This is a genomic window from Pseudomonas sp. BE134, from assembly GCF_031456105.1.
Classification (GTDB): Bacteria; Pseudomonadota; Gammaproteobacteria; order Pseudomonadales; family Pseudomonadaceae; genus Aquipseudomonas.
On the sequence record NZ_JAVDUA010000012.1, the window covers coordinates 21,134 to 42,234 of the forward strand.

A 21,101-nucleotide genomic window follows, 5' to 3' on the forward strand; every position below is an offset into this window, starting at 1 on the left:
CAAGGCTGGTTCAGAACCACGCACGCTGCACCGACAAATCGTAAGCGCGCATTGCATGAGGCTGCACATTTCAGCCGCGTCGCCAGCAGGGCATCACAAAACGCGCGAGTATACCCGAGCGCTCCCTTGCACAGGGCACCGCTGATAAGACACATGAACCCAATGCAATGCAGAACCCTGTGGGAGCGGGCTTGCTCCCACAGGGAATGTGGTGTTCTGTATTCCTGCGAGGGCGCAAATATGCCGTGCGGCTGGCCTGAGCGCTCAAGAAGGCCTAGAATTCCCGCATCGAACATTCCCCAAGGTAGCCCTTTAATGTCCTTCGCTGAGCAACTAACCCGTTTGCAAGTCTTCCTCGACGCCGACGAACTGCATGACGAGGCGCTGGACTACGTGGCCGCCCACGGCTATCTCACCGCGCTGTCGATCTGTTCCGAAACCGTTCCTGACCGTGAATGGATCGACGCCCTCTTCGCCGAAGAGCCGCACTACGCTGACGACACCGAGCGTGAAGCGATCGAATCCACCCTGCTGGCCCTCAAGGCTCACATCGCCCGCCAACTGGCGTCCGACGAAGAGTTCGAGCTGCCATGCGAGCTCGACCTGGGCGACGAGCCGGATGATTCCGACCTGCGCGGCTGGTGCATCGGTTTCATGGAAGGCGTGTTCCTGCGTGAAGCCGCGTGGTTCGAAACCGCCGAAGACGAAGTCAGCGAAATGCTGTTGCCGATCATGGTCGGTTCGGGTCTGTTCGACGAGCAGCCTGAGTTCGAAGACATCGCCAAAGATGCCAACCTGATGGACGACATGATCGTGCAGATCCCGGAAGCCCTGACCGCGCTGTACCTGCTGTGCCAGGCACCAGACGAAAAACCGGCGATCCTCAAGCCACGTCACCACTAAGGTTTTGCCTATGGACAACCCCATAGGCAACCGCTCCCTGATGTTGCGTTACGTGCTGCTGGCCATCGGCTGGCTGAGCGTAGCGCTGGGGGTGATCGGGATCTTCCTGCCGGTATTGCCCACCACCCCCTTCCTGCTGCTCGCCGCCGCGTGCTTTGCCCGCAGTTCGCCACGTTTCTATCAGTGGCTGGTGGGACATCCACGGCTGGGTCCATGGATTCGCGACTATCTCGACGGCAACGGCATCCCGCTCAAAGGCAAGGTCTACGCCATCGGATTGATGTGGGCGAGCATCCTGCTCTCCTGCTATCTGGTGCCTTTGCCGTGGGCGCGCGGGTTCATGCTGACCAGTGCTGTGCTGGTAACGATCTATATCCTCAAGCAAAAAACCCTGCACAAATCCTGACTCGACAATTTGTCCGCTCCCGCTGAAAACACCGCCTAGACTTCAGACATCTTCACGCGAGTTGCCACATGTCCCGTCGTCCGCGTAGTCCAGGATGGTCAACGCTCCGACTTCGGCTCGGCAGATGGCTGCTGCTGGCCGGTTTTCTGTTGGCGGGACTGGGCAGCGTCCTGGCTGACTGGGACTTTACGCAGATCCTGCAAACCGCCGAAAAACGCTATGGCCCTCTCGGCCCCGCCAAGGGAAGAATCGAGGCCTGGAGTCAAATGCTCAAAAGCGAACTCAAGCAGCCCGAGCGCGAGCAACTGAATGCGGTCAATCGTTTCTTCAATCAGCAGCTGAATTTTCAGGATGACACGCGCATCTGGCGTCAGACCGATTACTGGGCCACGCCAGAAGAATCGCTGATCAAGGGCGCCGGCGACTGTGAGGACTACGCGCTGGCAAAGTATTTCAGCCTGCGCTATCTCGGGATTCCCAGCGAGAAACTGCGCATCACCTACGTCAAGGCCCTGGCCCAAAACCAGGCGCACATGGTGTTGACCTTCTATAGCAGCCCCACGGCCGAACCGTTGGTGCTGGATAACCTGATCAGTGAGATCCGTCCCGCGTCCCAACGCAAAGACCTGCTGCCGGTGTACGCCTTCAACGCCGAAGGCTTGTACTTGCCGGGGGCTAACGGCGGCAAACGCAGCAGCGACTCAAAAAAGCTGTCACGCTGGCAAGACGTGTTGAAAAAGATGCAAGCCGAAGGGTTCGCCGTGGGCGAAGGCTAGTTGCCACCGCAAGGAGCGTTTTATGTCACTGCGCAAACAGTTGTTTCTCGCCATTTGCCTGTTCCTGCTGGTGGCTTTCAGCGGCAGCTTTTTTGTCAGCCTGGAAAGCTCCCGTGAACAGACGCTCGGCCAGTTGCGCTCCCACGCCCAAGACGCCGCCACCGCGCTCGGTTTGTCGCTGACTGCACAAATCGACGACCCGGCCATGATCGAGCTGATGGTCAGTTCGATTTACGACAGCGGTTATTTCAGCAGTATTCGCGTCATCAGCATTGTCGATGAACAGGTGCTGGTGGAACGCAGTGCCCCCGCGAAAATCAAAGGCATTCCACGCTGGTTCGTCAGGCTCGTCAACCTGAGCCCAGAGGGTGGTGACGCGCTGATCATGCGCGGCTGGGACCAGGTGGCGCGGGTCGAAGTGATGAGCAACCCGCAATTTGCCCTGGCCAAACTATGGGACAGCACAGTGGGCAGCCTGATCTGGTTGCTGATCTGCGGATTCCTCAGCGCGGTATTTGGCGGTTGGCTGTTACGCCGGCAATTGCGCCCGCTCGACAAAATGGTCAAACAGGCCGAAGCCATCAGCAAACGCGAGTTCCTGAGCCTGCCGAAACTGCCGCGCACCCCGGAATTGAGGCGCGTGGTGCTGGCGATGAACCAGATGGTCGAAAAGCTTAAAACGCTGTTCGCCGAAGAAGCCTCGCGCAGTGAAAAACTGCGTGCCGAGTCTTATCAGGACAGCCTCACCGGCCTGGCTAACCGGCGCTTGCTGGATGAGCAACTGGCGGATCACCTGCTGATCGGCGAACAGAGCAGCGCTGGCCATTTGCTGATGCTGCGGATCAACGACCTGGTCGGCCTCAACCAGCGCCTGGGTGGTCAGCGCACTGATGCGCTGATCAGTGCGGTTGGCGAGCTGCTCAAGCGCCTGACGCAACCGCCGGAACGGCGCACCTGGCTGGCGGCGCGCAATCGCGGCGGTGAGTTCAGCCTGCTGACACCGGGTCTGGACGCCGTCGATGCCGCACGCCTGGCCTCGGAAATCAGCGCCACCCTGGAAAACCTGCGCCTGACCGATGCCAGCGATTGCATGCCGGTGGCGCACTTGGGCATCGTCGCCTATCACCCCGGCGAACCGGCCAGCGATGTACTGTTGCGCCTCGATCAGGCCCTGACGCAAGCCCGGCAACACCCCGAGCGACCGTGGGTCTGTCTGGCCGATACCGACACCGCAACCAACCACACCCAACATGACTGGCGCAGCTGGATCGACGACGCCCTGACCCACGGCAAACTGCGGCTGTATTTCCAACCCGTCGTGCAATGCGCCGACACCAGCCAGGTGCTGCACCACAAAGTCCTCGCGCGCCTGCTCGACCCGAGTGGAGAAGCGATTGCCGCCGGGCATTTCCTGCCATGGATCGAGCGTCTCGGCTGGTCCGCGCGGTTCGACCTCGCGATGCTCGAAGCGACCCTCGACTACCTGGTCCTCAATCGTTGGCCCTTGGCGCTGAGCCTGTCCGGCAACACCCTGCGCGACCCGGCACAGCTGCGAGAAATCATCGACTTGCTCGACTCACTGCCAGACCTGGCACCGCTGCTGACCCTGGAAATCGACGAACGCCAACTGCCGCCCCCCGACGAACTACAGCGCCTGAGCCACAGCCTGCTCGACACGGGTTACCGCATTGGCTTGCAGCATTTCGGCGGCAGCTTCAGCCAGATCGGCAATCTGACGCAACTGGGGTTGGCCTATCTGAAAATCGATGGTGCGTACATCCGCAGCATTGATGTTCAGCCAGACAAGCGGCTGTTTATTGATGCGATCTTCCGGGCGACCAACAGCATTGATCTGCCGCTGATTGCGGAGATGGTGGAGACGCAAGGGGAACTGGAGGTGATTCAGGAATTGGGGTTGTTTGGGGTGATGGGCAGGTTGATTGGACCACCTGAGCCGATGTAGCTGGACGCGATTATCGAGCAGTAAACAACGCTGTTTAAAAGACACCTCTAGACACTCACTCAGGCTACACATCCTTGCGCCGCTGCCTACGACTGCGCCAGAATCCGCCGGCTTGTGCGCCTTGGGCCGGGTCTCTATCGTTTCCGGGTCGCTGACAAATCAGCGATCGGGTTTCGCAGCCCGGGTCAATCAAGGCGCATAGCGCCACCGTTTCCTATCAGTTGGCGCTTTTTTTCGTCTACTGCATTGAGTTATGGCGGCTGTGCGCGGGAGATCTTCGGATCTGCCGGGTTCCTTGATTCCCGGTCTGCGAACCTGCGTACAGCTGCCACCCTCCCCTCGTTTCGCAGCGAGCCGTGACAGCTCCATTAATCAAGGAGCTTTACCATGTTCAAAATCACACCCAACCCACCCGAAACCGATGACGAAACCTTGCTGGTCAATGCCTGTGAGTCATTGGCGTCAGCAAGTGTCATGTTGAGCGATTTCGCGGGGCAGCTGAACGGCCCGCAGCGCCACACCCTCCTCGGCATTCAACAGAACGTCATGCTGGGTGAACTGGCGGTGAACCGGATGCTGGATAACGTTGATCCGCAGGGCTGATGCGCTGAGTCCTGCGTGGTTTGGTAGCGAGGGCTGACCGTAGAATTTTGTGGTGCCTGGCCTGGCCTCTTCGCGGGCAAGCCCTAATACCGATCAGTTAAGCAATTTCTGCGGTAACGCAATTGTTGTAGCAGCTGGCGAAGCCTGCGTTCGGCTGCGAAGCAGTCGTAATACCTGAGTTTGCGGTCTTCCTGAAACACCGCATCGTCTGATTTCACGACTGCTGCGCAGCCGAACGCAGGCTTCGCCAGCTGCTACGGTTCGTGTTATCGCTTAACTGATCGGCATTAGGGCAAGCCCGCTCCCACAGGGTATTTGTGTCGTTCACAAATTTTGTGTTAAAAACCAAAACCTGTGGGAGCGGGCTTGCTCCGGCCGGCGATCCGACGCAAGCGATCTAACAGTCGATAGATCGTTCCCACGCTCCGCGTGGGCATGCCTCCCCGGACGCTCCGCGTCCGCTTTTGGGACGCAGAGCGTCCCTTGCTGCATTCCCACGCAGAGTGGTGGGAACGATCACTCGGAAAAAAAACCCGCCATTCCTTACCCAGGAATGGCGGGTTTTGTCTTTTCAGCCTTCAGGTCACACGGTATCCACCTTCAACGAATGGTCGTTCAACATGCCGTTGATGATGGTCGCCGTATCATGCCCACCTGCCACCACCCCACCTGCCCCCGGCGTCACGCCGTAATGATCGGCCAGGTCAACGCCCGCCAGGTCGATGGTCTGGTTCGGCGTGGCGCCGGCCATGGCGCTGACGTCGATGCTGGTCAGTACCGAGGCGCCGCTGCCGACGACTGTGAAGTGCAGGTAGTCATCCAGTGACGCCGTGGTGCCGTTTTCACCTTGCAGCAGTTGCGACAAATCAAGTTTGTCGGTGCCTGGGGTGAAGTCGGTGACGACGTCGTGGCCGCTGTTGCCTTTGAGCCACTGGAAGGTGTCGGCCCCTGCCCCGCCGGTGAGGGTGTTGTTGCCCAGACCGCCGATCAGGAAGTCGTCACCACCGCCACCGTTAAGGGTGTCGTTACCCAAACCGCCGTCGATGACGTTGCTGTTGTTGTCGCCCGTGAGGGTGTCGTTGAAGTTGGAGCCGGTCAGTTTTTCGATCCCGGTGAGGGTGTCGGTACCGGCCCCTAGAGTGTTTTGCGCTCCGGTGAGGCCGAGGTTGACCGTGACCCCGGCGGTGGCGTGGGCGTAGTTCGCGGTGTCAATGCCGGTGCCGCCGTCGAGCAGGTCGTTACCGGCGCCGCTGAACAGCAAGTCTTCGCCGGCACCGCCATGCAGCTCGTTGTTGCCGGAGCCGGCGGTAAGCACATCGTTGCCGTCGCCGGCATTGATGACGTTGTTGCCGGTACCGGCCACCATGACGTCATCGCCCGATGTGCCGGTGAGGGTGTGGCCATCCTGGTAGCTGATGGTCACTGCCGCAGTGTCGCTGCCGCCGTGGTTGTCGTTGGCGGTGTAGGTGCCGTGGGCGTCCGGTGTGAAGTCATGGGCATCCGCGTAGTTGACGGTCATGGTCAACTGGTAGTTCTCGGCTCCTTTGGCGTTGCCGCCAGTGGTGTTTTCGATGTTGGTGATGCGGATCTGGTAGGTCTCATCGGCCGTCGCGGCGATCCCGTCGACCGGAATACCGAAGAAGTTCACACCATTGAGGGAATACTCCATGGTGATGTGCCCGGCCGCCAGAGTGTGCGCCAAGTTGAGGGTTTCACCCTCTTTCAGCTTCACGGTGATGAGGTCTACATCATTGGTGTTATTGGTTGTCACCTGTCCCAGAGATCCGTTGATCACCAGTAGCGCTGTCATCGCGGCGGCATCGGCCTTAAAGGAACTGCGCACGTCCGCCAGGGAGTTACTGTTAGTGAAGTTGATTGGGGCACCGGTGCCGGTGAAGCCCGCACCTTTGGCCACCCAACCGGTACTGAAGTTAGTGGGCGAGGCGGTCAGCGGACCCTTGTCGGCATCGGTGTCGTTGGCCAGCAGCAATTCGCCTGGCACCACGATATTGCCCGACAGCACGTTGGTGATGATGTGGTCATCGAACGCCACCGGTGCCGCGTTCGGAATGACTTTGACGGTCAGCGTGGAGCTGGCCAAGTCGCCGTCGTTGTCGCTGACGGTGAAGCCGATGTTTTCGGTGAGGACCACGGCTGTGGATTTCTGCGAGGTGTAGTTGTACTCGCCGGTATCGAGGTTCACCACCAGGGTGCCGCCATTGTTGGTGGCGATGCTGATGCTGTTGTTCACCGTGTTGAACGTGCCGTGGTTAATGCCACTGAAGCCCAGCGAACCCTGGCCGCCCAAGCCTTTTGGGTCGTAGGTGTAGGTGGTGCCGTCGACCGTGAGGGTTTTGATGAAGCCGCCATCGGCGCCGAACGTACCGCCCTCCAGCAATGTACCGGTGACCGGCGCACCGACCACGGTGCCCGAGAGTACCGAGTTGAGCTGGTTGAGATCGGTCACCACGACCGCGTTGGTGTTGGTGTGGGTACTGCCGTCATAGGCCAGCGCATCGAGGTTGGCGTTGCTCACGCCGCTGCCCAGACCGATGGCGTAGTTTTTGATGCCGTTGGCGTCGAGGAAGGCTTTGAGTGCGGCCTCGTCCGCCGCACCTGTTTCCTGGCCGCTGGTCGGTTTGCCATCAGAGAAGAAGTAGCCGACGTTCTGGGCACCGGTCAGTTTTCCGGAGGTATTGAACGCCGTCTGCAGGGTGGCCACAGCCGCATCGTAGTTGGTGCCGCCGCCCGCAGTCAGGCCGGTAAGGATCGACTTCGCGGTCGCCACGTCGACCCACACCGATGTTCTGTCGGTGGCACTGCTGCTGAAGGTGACGAGTTGCACTTTCACATCGCCAAGGTCGTCGTATTTGTCGAGCAAGGCGCTGATGGCCTGTTTGGCCAACGCCAGCCGCGACAAGCCTGGCACGCCGGAGGCATCAGCCATACTGCCGGAAATGTCGAGCACGATCAGCAAGTTGGAGTCGATTTCCACCGCTGTCACCGAGCGATCCGATGCCCCTGCTTTCGGCACGTCGTCGACAATGTTGACGACAATGGTGCTGGTGGTGCTGTTGCCCAAGGCGTCGGTGGCTTTGTAGGTGAAGCTTTCGCTCAGGGTGTTTGGGCCGTCGTTGGTGTTCGGCGACGTTTTCGGCGCCGAGGTCAGGGTGTAGGTGTACGTGCCGTCGGCGTTGAGCTGAAGCTGTCCGTAATTGCCCGTAGCACTGCCAACCAGGCTGTAGGTATACGCGCCGCTGCCTCCGGAGACCGAACCGACCAGCGTCCCGGTGGCGGTTTCCCCGGTGTTGCCCGGGTCGCTGCCGGTGACGGTGCCCGCTGCCAGATCCTGACCTCCCTGGTTCAGGTCGAGGGCTTTTTCGTAGACCGTCACGTCCCGGTCAATCCCGGCTGTCAGGCTATTGTCGGTGACGTTGATGGTGATCGTGGTGGTGCTTTCATCGCCATCGGAATCGCGAATGGTGTAGGTGAACGTGTCCGTGGCGCCCGCAGCGCCCACCGAGTTCGGGTTGCTGTGGTACACGGCATTGCCGGCGGCATCCAGGGTCAGGTAACCGTAGGCGCCTGCGATGTTGTTGCCGAGCCCGCCGACCGCCGGGGTCGCCGTATTGCTGCCGGCACGTACGCCAATCACCGCCCCACTGACAGCCGGGCCATCAGCACCCAGCACGTCGTTGCCCAGAACGCTGATGTTGACCGTTGCGCCTTCCAGCGCACTGGCGGTATTCGGCGCTGCGGTGGGCAGGTCATCGATGATGTTGACGTTGATCTGACCCGACGCCGTGCTGCCATCGCTGTCTGTCGCGACCACATCGAAATTCTCGGTGAAGCTGTTGGCACCGGCGGCGGTTGGATGGGCTTCGTTATCCACCAAGGTGTAGCGGTAGCTGATCACACCGGTGGTCGAGTCGTAGCCAGTGATGGTCAGCTTGTTGCCCAGCGCGGTGACGATTGTTTGCGGGAACCCCGCCGTCACACCACCGGCCACCACGTGAATGCCCCCCACATCGAGGGTTTGCAGGCCATCGAGCGCGGTCACGGTGAGGGTGCCGTCCTTCGTCAGTGCCGGGGTGTTCGGGTTGGTGCCGTCACTGAGGTTTTTCTCGTAGACGGTCAGTTCTCCGCCATAGACGTTGAGGCCGTTGAGGGTCACCGGATCGTCGTTGTTGTGGATTTTCAGCACCAGGTTGGCGGTACTGACGTCGCCGTCGGCATCGGTGAGGGTGTAGGTAAAGGTTTCCGTGCCATTGCCGCCGCCGTGCAGGTTTTTGAAGTCTGCATCATTGGGGTTCAGCGTGTAGGTGTAAGTGCCATCGGCATTGAGCGCCAGTGTGCCGTATGTGCCGTTGAGCGTAGCGGGTGTGATCGGCCCGGCATTCGGCCCGGTCGCCACGCGATCTGCGCCTTGAATGTCGTTGTCCAGGACATTGCCGGTGAGGGTCAACGCACTTTCCGTCACGAGGGTCAGGTTCGTGTCATTCACGGCTTTTGGCACGTCATCGACAATGCTCACCACAATGGTGCTGGTGGTGCTGTTGCCAAGCGAATCGGTGGCCTGGTAGGTGAAGCTTTCGGTCAGCGTATTCGCGCCGTTATTGGCATGCGGCGTGGTGGTCGCCGGTGATGTCAGGGTGTAGGTGTAAGTGCCGTTGGGGTTGAGCTGGATCTGACCGTAGCTTCCCGTAGCGCTGCTCACCAGGGTGTAGGTGATCGCGCCCGTCGCGCCGGTGACCGAGCCAACCAATGTGCCCTTGGCGGTTTCGCCGGTACTGGTCGGATCGCTGCCGATGACGCTGCCTGCGGCCAGGTCCTGCCCGTCCTTGGTCAGGTCCAGGGCTTTTTCGTAGACCGTCACATCGGTATCACGGACCGCCAGGATGCAGCTGTTCGACACGTCGATGGTGATGGTGGTGGTGCTTTCATCGCCGTCGGCATCGCGCACGGTGTAGGTGAAAACGTCGGTCGCGCCTGGACCATTCACCGCATTGGGATTGCTGTGGTACACGGCGTTGCCGTTGGCAGCCAGCGTCAGATAACCGTAGGTGCCGTTGATGTTCGAGCCCAGGCCACCGATGGCCGAGGTCGAGGTGTCGCTGCCGGCGCGCACGCCGACCACTGCGCCACTGAGTGCCGGGCCGTCGGCGCCGCCGATGTCGTTATCCAGCACGTTACCCGAGGCGGTTGCGCCTTCCGCTACCGACTTGTAGTCCGAGTGGGCGGTCGGCAGGTCGTCGATGATGTTGACGTTGATCTGGTTGGTCGCGGTGCTGCCGTCGGTGTCTGTCGCCACTACATTGAAGTTTTCGGTGACGCTGTTGGCGCCGTTGGCGGTTGCGTGGGTTTCCTTATCCACCAGGGTGTAGCTGTAGCTGACAACGCCGGTGGTGGCGTTGAACCCGGTGATGGTCAACGTGCTGCCCAAAGGCGTGACGATCGATTGCGGGAAGCCCGCCGCCACGCCACCGGCCACCACATGGATGCCACCGACATCGAGGGTTTGCAGGCCATCGAGCGCGGTCACGGTGAAGGTGCCGTTCTTCGTCAGGGCCGGGATGTTCGGGTTGCTGCCGTCGCCGAGGTTTTTTTCGTAGACGGTCAGTTCGCCGCCGTAAACATCGAGCCCTTTGAGGATCACCGGGTCATCGTTGTTGTGGATGTTCAGCACCAGGTTGGCGGTGCTGGTATCACCGTCGGCATCGGTAATGGTGTAGGCGAAGGTGTCCGTGCCATTGCCATCGCCGTGCAACGCTTTGAAATCGGCATCGCTGGTGTTCAGGGTGTAGGTGTAAGTGCCGTTGGCGTTCAACACCAACGTGCCATAAGTCCCGTTGAAGGTACCGGGGGTGATCGGGCCGGCGTTTTCCCCAAGGGTCACGCGGTCGGCGCCTTGCACGTCGTTGGTCAGCACGTTGCCGTTCAGCGTCAGCAGGGTTTCCGATGCGGTGCCGCCGCTGTCGTTCACCGCTTGAGGCAGGTCGTCGATGATGTTGACGTCGAGTGTGCCGGTGGCGGTGGTGCCGTTGTCGTCGACCACGGTCACGGCAAATTGCTCAGGCAGCGAGTTGGCGTCGTTGCCGGCGGGGTGGGCTTCGTTGTCGGCCAGGGTGTAGCTGTAACTCACCACGCCCGTGATGGCGTTGAACCCGGTGATGGTCAGCGTGCTGCCCAGCGGAGTCTCGACAGATTGCGGGAACCCGGCTGCCACACCGTTGGTGACGACCGCGATGCCGCCGACAGTCAGCGTAGTCACGCCGTCCAAAGCGGTGATGGTGAAAGTGCCGCTTTGGGTCAGCGCCGGGGTGTTCGGGTTGCTGCCGTCGCCGAGGTTTTTCTCGTAGACGGTCAGTTCGCCGCCGTAGACGTTGAGGCCATCGAGGGTGACCGGGTCATCGTTGTTGTGGATTTGCAGCACCAGGTTGGCGGTGCTGATATCGCCGTCGGCATCGGTAATGGTGTAGGCGAAGGTTTCCGTGCTGTCGCCACCGCCGTGCAACGCTTTGAAATCGGCATCGCTGGTGTTCAGGGTGTAGGTGTAGGTGCCGTTGGCGTTCAAAACCAGGGTGCCGTAAGTCCCGTTGAAGGTACCGGGGGTGATCGGGCCGGCGTTTTCCCCAAGGGTCACGCGGTCGGCGCCTTGCACGTCGTTGCTCAGCACATTGCCGTTCAGCGTCAGCAGGGTTTCCGATGCGGTGCCGCCGCTGTCGTCCACGCCTTGAGGCAGGTCATCGATGATGTTGACGTCGAGCGTGCCGGTGGCGGTGGTGCCGTTGTCGTCGACCACGGTCACGGCAAATTGCTCAGGCAGCGAGTTGGCGTCGTTGCCGGCGGGGTGGGCTTCGTTGTCGGCCAGGGTGTAGCTGTAACTCACCACGCCCGTGATGGCGTTGAACCCGGTGATGGTCAGCGTGCTGCCCAGCGGAGTCTCGACAGATTGCGGGAACCCGGCTGCCACACCGTTGGTGACGACCGCGATGCCGCCGACAGTCAGCGTAGTCACGCCGTCCAAAGCGGTGATGGTGAAGGTGCCGGTCTGAGTCAGCGCCGGGATGTTCGGGTTGCTGCCGTCGCCGAGGTTTTTCTCGAAAACGGTGAGTTCGCCACCGCTGGCGTTGAGGCCGTCAATCGTGACAGGGTCATCGTTGTTGTGGATTTGCAGCACCAGATTCGCGGTGCTGGTGTCGCCGTCGGCATCGGTGATGGTGTAGGCGAAGGTTTCCGTGCCGTTGCCACCGCCGTGCAACGCTTTGAAATCGGCATCGCTGGTGTTCAGGGTGTAGGTGTAGGTGCCGTTGGCGTTCAACACCAAGGTGCCGTAAGTCCCGTTGAACGTACCGGGAGTGATCGGACCGGCATTTTCCCCGACGGTCACACGGTCGGCGCCTTGCACGTCGTTGGTCAGGACGTTGCCATTGAGGGTCAGCAGGGTTTCCGACGCAGTATTGCCGTTGCTGTCGTTCACGGCTTGCGGCAGGTCGTCGACGATGTTGACGTCGAGTGTGCCATTGGCGGTGGTGCCGTTGTCGTCGACCACGGTGACGGCGAACTGCTCCGGCAACGTGTTCGTGCCGTTGCCGGTGGGGTGGGTTTCGTTGTCGGCCAGGGTGTAGCTGTAACTGACGACGCCGGTGGTGGCGTTGAACCCGGTGATGGTCAGCGTGCTGCCCAGCGGTGTGACAACCGACTGAGGAAAACCAGCGGCTACGCCACCCACCACCACGTTGATGCCACCGACGCTCAGGGTCTGCACGCCATCGAGGGCGGTGATGGTGAAGGTGCCGCTTTGGGTCAGTGCCGAAGCATCCGGGCTGCTGCCGTCGCCGAGATTTATTTCGGAGACGGTCAGTTCGCCACCGTTGACGTTGAGGCCGTCGAGGGTGACCGGGTCATCGTTGTTGTGGATTTGCAGCACCAGATTCGCGGTGCTGGTGTCGCCATCAGCGTCCGTCAGCGTGTAGGGAAAGGTTTCCGTGGCGCTGCCACCGCCGTGCAGGGCTTTGAAATCGGCATCGCTGGTGTTCAGGGTGTAGGTGTAAGTGCCGTTGGGATTGAGCACCAGGGTGCCGTAGGTCCCGGTGAAGGTGCCGCCAATAACCGGGCCACTGTTGGGCCCGACAGGAATGCGGTCTGCACCCTGCGTGTCGTTCGGCAACACGCTGCTGGTCAGGGTCAACAGGGTTTCCGATGCGGTATTGGCGTTGCTGTCATCGACCGCTAGGGGCACGTCGTCAGTGATATTGACATCCAGCGTGCCAGTGACGGTGTCACCGTTGCTGTCGCTGGCCACCACAGTGAGCTGCTCGATAAAAGGGGTCGCGCCGTCGCCCGCTGGATGCAGGACGCTTCCATTGAGCGTAAAGCTGTAGCTCACCACGCCAGTGACCGGGTCATACGTGATGGTCAGGGTGTTGCCCTGTGGGCTGGTGATCGACTGGGGAACGCCCGCGGCCACGCCACCGGTGATGACGTTGATGCCGCCAATGCTCAGGCTGTTCAGCCCGTCCAGCGCCGACACACTGAACGTGCCGCTCTGAGTCAACGCGACCGGATTACTCGCCGAACCGCCAGGCAAATTGGCTTCGCTGAAGGTCAACTCACCGCCCGCTACCGACAGGCCGCCGAACGTAATCGGGTTGTTGACGGGCGTTGGAGGGGGCACCACCACGGCAGGAGTGCCGTCGTCGTTCTGGATATCTGCGTTGTGCCGCTCTTCGGGAAATTCCGGGATGCCGCCAAACCCTGCCGTCGGAAAGCCAATCGTTGGATCGACACGCCCGCCCACTTCTTCCAGCATGACAAAACTGTGGCCGCCGCCCGCCACACCATTGCCCCCCGGGGTTGAGCCAGGCCCTGCCGCTGTGGCTTCAGCCGTCTGCGTCGGGTCAGCGCCCGCCGCGATAGCTTTTTGCAGTTGTTCGACATCGGTCAGCTGCACTTCGCTCGGCGTCACCGCCTCCGAGGTGCCAACGTGTGGTATCTGATGCGCAAGTAGCTGCGGCGTCATTTGCTGGTTACTGCCACGCCCGAGGGTCAGTTCCTCGCCATTTTCCAGGCGAACCGCCACCGCGCCTTCGGCCCCGGTGACCAGCTCATCACCGGCGAACAATCGATCGCCCTCGACCAACGCGCGCCGGGTGCCATCGCTCGCAACCGCGAACACCTGACCAATGACCTTACTGACGATACCGATGAGCGTAGCCATGTGCACTTCCTCCGCTGCCAACAAGCTGTCGGCATCCTGTTTTTTTCGAAGAAGTGCCCAGGGTTTAAAAAGGTAACTGCGCGGATCGTCTGCAGGGCGGGTTTATTTGAGTAAGCCGCTGCCCTGGCGATGTGCTCGCCCAGTGTGTCACTCAACCGGAGCGTCGGCGGCAGTGCGATAAAACCCTCTGCAATCAAAGGCTTCGGGGCACACTTGCGTCGCAACTCACTTGATGAACGATGCGTAACAGTCCCGAAACAATCAAGTGACAAAAAACCGTCACCAAAAAACCGTTACGCTGCCCTCCCCTCTAGCACTTCCAAGTCCTTTGTCGATAATTGGATTGAACTTTTCAAAAAAACCTCTGCAAGCCCCTAAAGCTGACAATTCAAAGGTTTTCGGATGAAACAATGTGCTGGATTTTGCTGACGGCATAAGTTTTTTTTGGCATAAGTATTATGAAAAAACTTTCTTAGCTATTCTCTAGAATGTTCTTAGCTCTGTTGTTACAAGGGTGAAACGATTTTACCTATAAATGCCGTCAAATAATTGACGACTAATAAGCACCATCAGGAATTCAGGGAGATACACCCATGCGCGTTCTGACCCCCCTTTGCAGCGCGGTTCTGCTGGCCATTGCCTGCAATTCCAGCGCTCAAGCCATGTCGTTGACCGAGGCAATCCAAAGCACCATTGCAACCCATCCGGAACTGGCCTCGCGCGTGGACTCGCGCCTGTCTGCGGATGAGCAGGTGAAAGTTGCCAAAGGGGGCTTCTATCCATCAGTTGATCTGAGTTCCTCCTACGGTCGCGGGTACAGCGATAACACCAACACCCGGGCGTTCGGTAACCACCACACCGAAATCCTCAACTACACCACGTCGGAACTGCGCTTGCGGCAGATGCTGTTCGACGGTTTCAACACCTCGAACGAAGTTGCACGCACCAAAGGCGTGGTCAATTCCCGTGCCTATTACGCACAAGGCACCGCCCAGGACCTGGCCCTGCGCACCATCGAGGTGTACCTCGAAGTGCTCAAGCACCGCGAACTGGTGACCCTGGCCAAGAACAACCTGCAAGCCCACTTGCGCGTCAATGACCAGATCGGCCTGCGCACCCAGCGTGGCGTCGGCAGCACCGCCGACTCTGATCAATCCAGCGCACGCCGGGCACTGGCGCAAAACAACCTCGACACCGCTGAAGTCAACCTGGCGGACGCCGAGTCGAACTTTTTCAGCGTCGTAGGGCGCCTGCCCGATGAGCTTGAAACACCGCCATCGACCCGCGGTGAATTGCCCGCCACTTTGCCGGATGCCCAGCAGAGCATGGTGGCCAACAACCCGTACCTGAAATCCGCCCAAGCTGACGTGCAATCGGCCGAGAGCCAGTACGAAGTCGCCAAATCGCCGTTCTACCCACGCTTCGACGCCGAAGCCGCAGTGGGCGCGAACAACAACGTGCAGGGCGATGAAGGCCACGACAACGAGTGGCGCGTGGGTGTGGTGATGAACTACAACCTGTTCCGCGGTGGCAGTGACAAGGCGCGCCTGGCTTCCGATGCGCACCTGATCAATCAATCGATGGACATCCGCAACAACGCCCTGCGCCAGCTCAACGAGAACATGAACCTGGCCTGGAACGCCATGGTCAATGCGAAGAAACAAACCCCGACCGCGCGTGAATACGCCGAAACCAGTAAACGCGTGCGCATTGCGTATCAGGACCAGTTCGGCCTGGGTCAGCGCTCACTGCTCGACTTGCTCGACAGTGAAAACGAGCTCTACAACGCCAACCGTCGCTACACCGAAGTGCGCTACACCGAGGAATATTCGATGTACCGCGTACTGGCCGGCATGGGTGAGTTGCTGAGCAAGCAACGGGTGGTGTTGCCCGCCGATGCCATCGCCTCCTCTGAAGTGAAAAGCGAAGCCCGTTTGCCTGAAATGAAGTAGCTCACTGGAGCGATCAATGTGACCAGCATGGAAACCGGCAACACCGGTGTCGATCCGCGCCTAAGCTTCGATGACCCGCTTCTGGATGGTCTGTTGATCCTCTGCAAACTCCACGGCGCGACTGTCAGCCGCGCCAGCCTGAGTGCAGGGCTCCCCCTGAACAAACAACGCTTGAGCCTGGACCTGCTGCCGCGTGCAGCGGCCCGGGCCAGCTTGCAGGCGCGTGTACTGCGCCGCGAGCTGGGGGATATTTCCGCCCTCAACCTGCCTGTAATGTTAATCCTCAACAACGGCCGCACGGCCGTCCTGCGACGCTTCGGCTATGATGGTCAGGTGCTGATCCTGCCCAGCGAAGCCGACGGCGGAGAACAATGGGTCAGCAAAGAAGAGCTGGCCGAAAATTACAGTGGCCAGGCCTTGTTTGCCCGGCCACGCCATGAACTCGAAGACTTGCGCTCGCCCCTGGTGCCGCGGGTGGAAGCCTGGTTTCGCGACACCCTGAAACTGTCCAAATGGCTGTACAGCGATGCGATTCTGGCGAGCTTTTTGATCAACCTGCTCGGGTTGATGGTGCCGCTGTTCGTGATGCAGACCTACGATCGCGTGGTTCCGAACCAGGCCACCTCGACCTTGTGGGTGCTGTCGATCGGCTTGCTGATCGGCACCGGTTTCGAACTGGTGCTGCGGGTCGTGCGCGCGCACTTGCTGGACACCGCCGGGAAGAAAACCGACGTAATCCTGTCGGCGACCTTGTTCGAGCGCATCACCGGCATGTCGATGAAAGCCCGTCCGGCGACCATCGGCGGTTTTGCCCAAAGCATTCATGACTTCCAGGGCCTGCGGGAGTTTCTCACCGCCGTCACCTTGACGAGTCTGATCGACCTGCCTTTCGCCGTGTTGATGCTGGTAGTGATCGGCTTGCTCGGCGGCTGGCTGGTGGTGATTCCGTTGATGGCGTTTCCGATCACGATCATCTTCGCGATGGTGATCCAGGTGCGCCTGCGCGACACCGTGCAAAAAAGCCTGAGCCTGGGCGCCGAACGCCAGGCCTTGCTGATCGAAACCCTCGGTGGCCTGGAAACCCTCAAGGCCTGTAGCGCCGAGAGCGAGCGCCAGCACAAATGGGAGAGCACCCACGGCGCCCTGACACGCCTCGACAGCCACGCGCGCAACCTCTCGGCGGTAGCCACCAACGGGACCCTGTTCATCCAGCAGTTTTCCGGCATGGCGACCATCGTCGCCGGGGTCTACAGCATCATCGCCGGCAACCTCAGCGTGGGTGCGCTGGTGGCGACTTACATGCTCGGTAGCCGCGTGCTCGCGCCACTGGGGCAGATTGCCGGTTTGATCACCCGCTACCAGCAAGCGCAGCTGACCATGAAAAGTACCGATGCGCTCATGGGCCTGCCGCAGGAACGTGACGCGAAACAGCGGCCGCTGGAGCGCACACAACTGCAAGGCGCGCTCGAAGTCAGCGGCGTGACCTTCCACTACAACGGCCAGAACGCGCCGGCATTGGCCAACGTCAGCTTCAGCATGAAGCCCGGTGAACGCATCGGCATCATCGGTCGCAGTGGTTCGGGCAAAAGCACCCTGGGACGACTGCTCATGGGGTTCTATGCGCCGGAAGAAGGCCAGTTGCTGCTCGACGGCCTGGACCTGCGGCAACTGGATGTCGCGGACCTGCGCCAACAGATCGGTTACGTCGCCCATGACTTGCCGCTGCTGGCCGGCAGCCTGCGCGACAACCTGACCCTGGGCGCCCGCTACATCAGCGACTCACGGATGCTCGAAGTCGCCGAACTGACCGGCGTCACTGAATTGGCGCGCCAGCACCCTCAGGGTTTCGACCGACCTGTAGGCGAGCGCGGGCAGTTGCTGTCTGGAGGGCAACGTCAGGCGGTATTGCTGGCTCGGGCCTTGTTGCTCGACCCGCCGATCATGCTGCTCGACGAACCGACCAGCGCCATGGACAACAGCAGCGAAGACATTCTGCGGCAAAAACTCCACGGCTGGGTCCAGGGCAAAACCCTGCTGCTGGTCACTCACCGCACCTCGATGCTCAGCCTGGTGGATCGACTGGTGGTGCTGGATAACGGGCGGATCGTCGCCGACGGGCCGAAGGAAGCGGTCATCGATGCACTGCGCAAGGGCCGTGTCGGCTCTGCGGCTGTCTAGGAGCGACCATGGCCCGTTCATCATCTGACACACCAAAGGACCGGGGCTATTTCGGCAGTTTCGGTAAAACCGCCGAGAGTGAATTCATGCCGGAAACGGCCGGCGCCTCACTGCAGGATTCCCCCCGCTGGTCGCGGATCACCGTGTGGCTGGCGGCGGGGCTGATTATCAGCGCGGTGGTATGGGCCAAGTTTGCGGTGTTGCAGGAAGTCACCACGGGCGAAGGCAAGGCGATTCCATCGAGCAAGGTCCAGGTGATTCAGAACCTGGAGGGCGGCATCGTCACCGAGATCTTCGTTCGCGAAGGGCAAATGGTGAACAAGGGCGATACGTTGCTACGCCTGGATGACACGCGGTTTCTGTCGAACAAGGGGGAGAGCGAAGCGGATCGTTATGCCTTGACGGCGCAGGTTGAACGGCTGTCGGCCGAAGCGGAAGGACGCCCCTTCAAGCTGTCAGAAGAAGTGATCGCCAAGGCACCGCAAGTGGCCGAGGACGAGCGCTCGCTGTACGAACAACGCCAGCGTCGACTCGCCAGTGAGCAACGCACATTGAGCGAACAACTTCGGCAAAAAACCCAGGAACTGGCGGAATTCCGTTCCAAACAAGGACAGTTCAGCTCCAGCCTGGCGCTACTTCAACAAGAGATGAACATGTCCACGCCACTGGTGAGTACCGGGGCGGTTTCACCGGTGGAAATCCTGCGCCTCAAACGCAGCGCGGTGGAGATACGCGGCTCGCTGAATGCGACGACGCTGGCGATTCCCCGGGCAGAAGCGGCGATCAACGAGATCAAAAGCAAGATCGACGAGTCGGAACAAACTTTCCGTTCGGAGGCGGCGAAAGAGCTGAATGAGAAACGCACCGACCTGTCGAAAATAACGGCATCGAGTATCGCCATCGATGACCGCGTGACGCGCACGACGGTGGTGTCGCCGGTTCACGGCATTATCAAAGTACTGAAGGTCAACACCATCGGCGGCGTGGTTCAGCCCGGCAGCGACATGGTGGAAATCGTGCCACTGGAAGACAACTTGCTGATCGAGGCCAAGGTGCGGCCGCAGGACGTGGCGTTCCTGCATCCGGGGCAGAAAGCGATGGTCAAGTTCAGTGCGTATGACTATACGATTTATGGCGGGCTGAGCGCCAAACTCGAATTGATCGGCGCCGACACCATTACCGATGACAAGGGCAACAGCTTCTATCTGATTCAGGTTCGCACGGATAAAAACCACCTGGGCGGGGATGTGAAACCGTTGCTGATCATTCCGGGGATGGTTGCCACGGTGGACATCATCACCGGTGAGAAAAGTGTGCTGGATTACCTGCTCAAACCGGTGTTGAAAGCCCGGACCGAGGCGATGCGCGAACGCTAACCAATGATCGTTCTCACGCTCCGCGTGGGAACGCATCCTGTGACGCTCTGCGTCATGCATGATAGGGACGCAGAGCGTCCCGGGCGGCATTCCCACGCGGAGCGTGGGAACGATCATTGCCCGTGATTTTTAAAATAGGTCTCCTCCCCCATCGCCGCAATCTGCCCCTCGATCAACGCCTCGAACGGTTTCAGCAACGGCTCAAAGGTGCTCGGCGCTTCTAGCACCTGCAACGCCTGCACAATCGCCTCCACCGTCGACAACGACCCTGGCCCCGGTGCTTTGCGCAGTCGGTATCGCGACACCCCGCCGTCCGCCAAGGTCACCCGTGGCAGCGCGGCCAACAGTGGATTGAGGTGCAGCATCTTGCGCGCCTTGCGCCAGGTGCCGTCCGGGACGACCAGCAATAGCGGCCCCTCAATTGCCGTGTACGTTTTCATCGGTTGCGCGCCCTCGCCTGGAAACAACAACCGTGCCTGATACCCCGGTTGATTCAACAGCGCCGGCAAATCCTCAAACACCTCACCGACGATCAACTCGGCATTCTTCAAGCCCAACGCTGCCAACCGCGCGGTATTCAATGCGTGATTCACTTCGCTCGGATGTTGCAACAACAACACCCGAGTGCGGCTATCGAGGCTCGGGATCAGCGGGCACAAGCAATGGGTTTGCGGGCGCAGGCAACGGGGACACTGGATTCTGGACATGGATCAAGCCTGATTCAGTTGTGCTTTGAGCAAATCGCGAAAGGTCTGGATCAGCGGTTCGCGACTGCGACCACGGCGAACGATCATCGAGAACGGCGCCTGATAACCAAAGGTCGCTGGCAGCAATACACGCAAATCGCCCTTGTCCGCCCAGGCCTGCGCATAGTGCTCCGGCAGGTAACCGATGTAGGCACCGGACAGCACAAGAATCAGCTGCGCCTCCATGCTTTCCACCGTCGCCGCGCTGTGTTTGAAACCGTGACGCGCCAATTCCGCCTGACTCCAGTAACCCCGGCCAACCATCCGTTGCTGGGTGATGACTTGCTCAGGGATACGCCGCTCGGTGAACAGCGGATGCCGGCTGCTGCAATACAGCCAGTGCTGTTCGCGGTAAAGCGGCATGTAAACCAGACCGCTCATGCGTGTGGAGAACGCACCGATGGCCAGGTCCAGGCGATTATCCTGCACGCCGAGTTGCAGTTCGTACGGACTCATTACCGAAAGGTGCAAATGCACCGCCGGGTGTTCCTGGCTGTAGGCGCCGATGGCTTCGGCGAAGGGCAAGGCCTTGTCGCTGACGGTTGAGTCGATCACGCCAAGGTTCAGCGTGCCACGCAGTTCGCCCTTGAGCGCTGCGGCGTATTGCTCGAAGCCTTCGAGCTCGCCCAACAGACGCAAGGTTTCCTGATGAAACAGCTCGCCCTTGCTGGTCAGGCTGAAACCACCCCGACCGCGATGACAGAGCACCAGGCCGAGGGCCGCTTCAAGCTGGCTCATGTAGGTGCTGATGGCCGATGTCGAGAGGTTGAGTTCTTGCTGGGCGTTGGCAAACCCTTGATGACGGACCACGCTGACGAAGATGCGCAATAGTTTCAGGTCGGGTAAAGCGTTGGCCATGGAAATGCTCCGGTCTCGGGGTAACGCGTTAGATCGTTCCCACGCTCTGCGTGGGAATGCAGCCCGTGACGCTCTGCGTCACATGCACCAAAAAGTGGGACGCGGAGCGTCCGTGGATGC

Annotated in this window: 11 protein-coding genes; 8 read left to right on the forward strand and 3 right to left on the reverse strand. The window is 60.4% G+C overall.

Annotation, left to right across the window (positions count from 1 at the left end):
- The first annotated feature begins 315 nt into the window (after positions 1-315).
- From J2Y56_RS12005 to J2Y56_RS12025, 5 genes are all read left to right on the forward strand, one after another.
- A complete protein-coding gene (locus J2Y56_RS12005; RefSeq protein ID WP_007948578.1) occupies positions 316-903 on the forward strand; it encodes a YecA family protein in 588 nt (195 codons plus the stop codon).
- 10 nt (positions 904-913) lie between these two features.
- Complete coding sequence (locus tag J2Y56_RS12010) at positions 914-1,309, forward strand: YbaN family protein (protein ID WP_310350353.1); 396 nt, start codon at positions 914-916, stop codon at positions 1,307-1,309.
- Positions 1,310-1,377: 68 nt separating this feature from the next.
- Positions 1,378-2,085 carry a cysteine protease LapG gene (gene lapG / locus J2Y56_RS12015; RefSeq protein ID WP_310350356.1) on the forward strand — a complete coding sequence of 236 codons (708 nt, stop codon included), beginning with the start codon at positions 1,378-1,380 and terminating at the stop codon, positions 2,083-2,085.
- Between the two features lie 22 nt (positions 2,086-2,107).
- A complete protein-coding gene (gene lapD / locus J2Y56_RS12020) occupies positions 2,108-4,048 on the forward strand; it encodes a cyclic di-GMP receptor LapD (RefSeq protein ID WP_310350357.1) in 1,941 nt (646 codons plus the stop codon).
- Between the two features lie 387 nt (positions 4,049-4,435).
- Positions 4,436-4,651, forward strand: a complete 216-nt coding sequence (locus J2Y56_RS12025; protein ID WP_310350360.1) for a DUF6124 family protein — start codon at positions 4,436-4,438, stop codon at positions 4,649-4,651.
- A 583-nt stretch (positions 4,652-5,234) separates the two neighbouring features.
- Here the strand turns inward: J2Y56_RS12025 and J2Y56_RS12030 are convergent.
- Positions 5,235-13,871: a retention module-containing protein gene (locus J2Y56_RS12030; protein ID WP_310350362.1), complete on the reverse strand. Its 8,637-nt coding sequence runs from the start codon at positions 13,869-13,871 to the stop codon at positions 5,235-5,237.
- 593 nt (positions 13,872-14,464) lie between these two features.
- Between J2Y56_RS12030 and J2Y56_RS12035 the strand changes: the two genes are divergently transcribed.
- The 3 genes from J2Y56_RS12035 to J2Y56_RS12045 are packed head-to-tail and all read left to right on the forward strand — an operon-like array spanning position 14,465 to position 19,377.
- Positions 14,465-15,823 (forward strand): TolC family outer membrane protein, encoded by a 1,359-nt coding sequence (locus J2Y56_RS12035; RefSeq protein ID WP_310350365.1) that lies wholly within the window; start codon positions 14,465-14,467, stop codon positions 15,821-15,823.
- Positions 15,824-15,841: 18 nt separating this feature from the next.
- On the forward strand, positions 15,842-18,001 hold the full coding sequence (locus J2Y56_RS12040) for a type I secretion system permease/ATPase (RefSeq protein ID WP_310350368.1): 2,160 nt from the start codon (positions 15,842-15,844) through the stop codon (positions 17,999-18,001).
- Positions 18,002-18,009: 8 nt separating this feature from the next.
- Entirely contained in the window at positions 18,010-19,377 is a 1,368-nt protein-coding gene (locus J2Y56_RS12045; protein WP_007945993.1) for an HlyD family type I secretion periplasmic adaptor subunit, read from the forward strand.
- Between the two features lie 113 nt (positions 19,378-19,490).
- On the opposite strand, the gene J2Y56_RS12050 is transcribed toward J2Y56_RS12045, so the two are convergent.
- Together J2Y56_RS12050 and J2Y56_RS12055 are read right to left on the reverse strand one after the other, a co-directional pair.
- Positions 19,491-20,084 (reverse strand): DTW domain-containing protein, encoded by a 594-nt coding sequence (locus tag J2Y56_RS12050; protein ID WP_310335983.1) that lies wholly within the window; start codon positions 20,082-20,084, stop codon positions 19,491-19,493.
- Positions 20,085-20,087: 3 nt separating this feature from the next.
- A complete protein-coding gene (locus J2Y56_RS12055) occupies positions 20,088-20,981 on the reverse strand; it encodes a LysR family transcriptional regulator (protein WP_007945995.1) in 894 nt (297 codons plus the stop codon).
- Positions 20,982-21,101 lie beyond the last annotated feature (120 nt).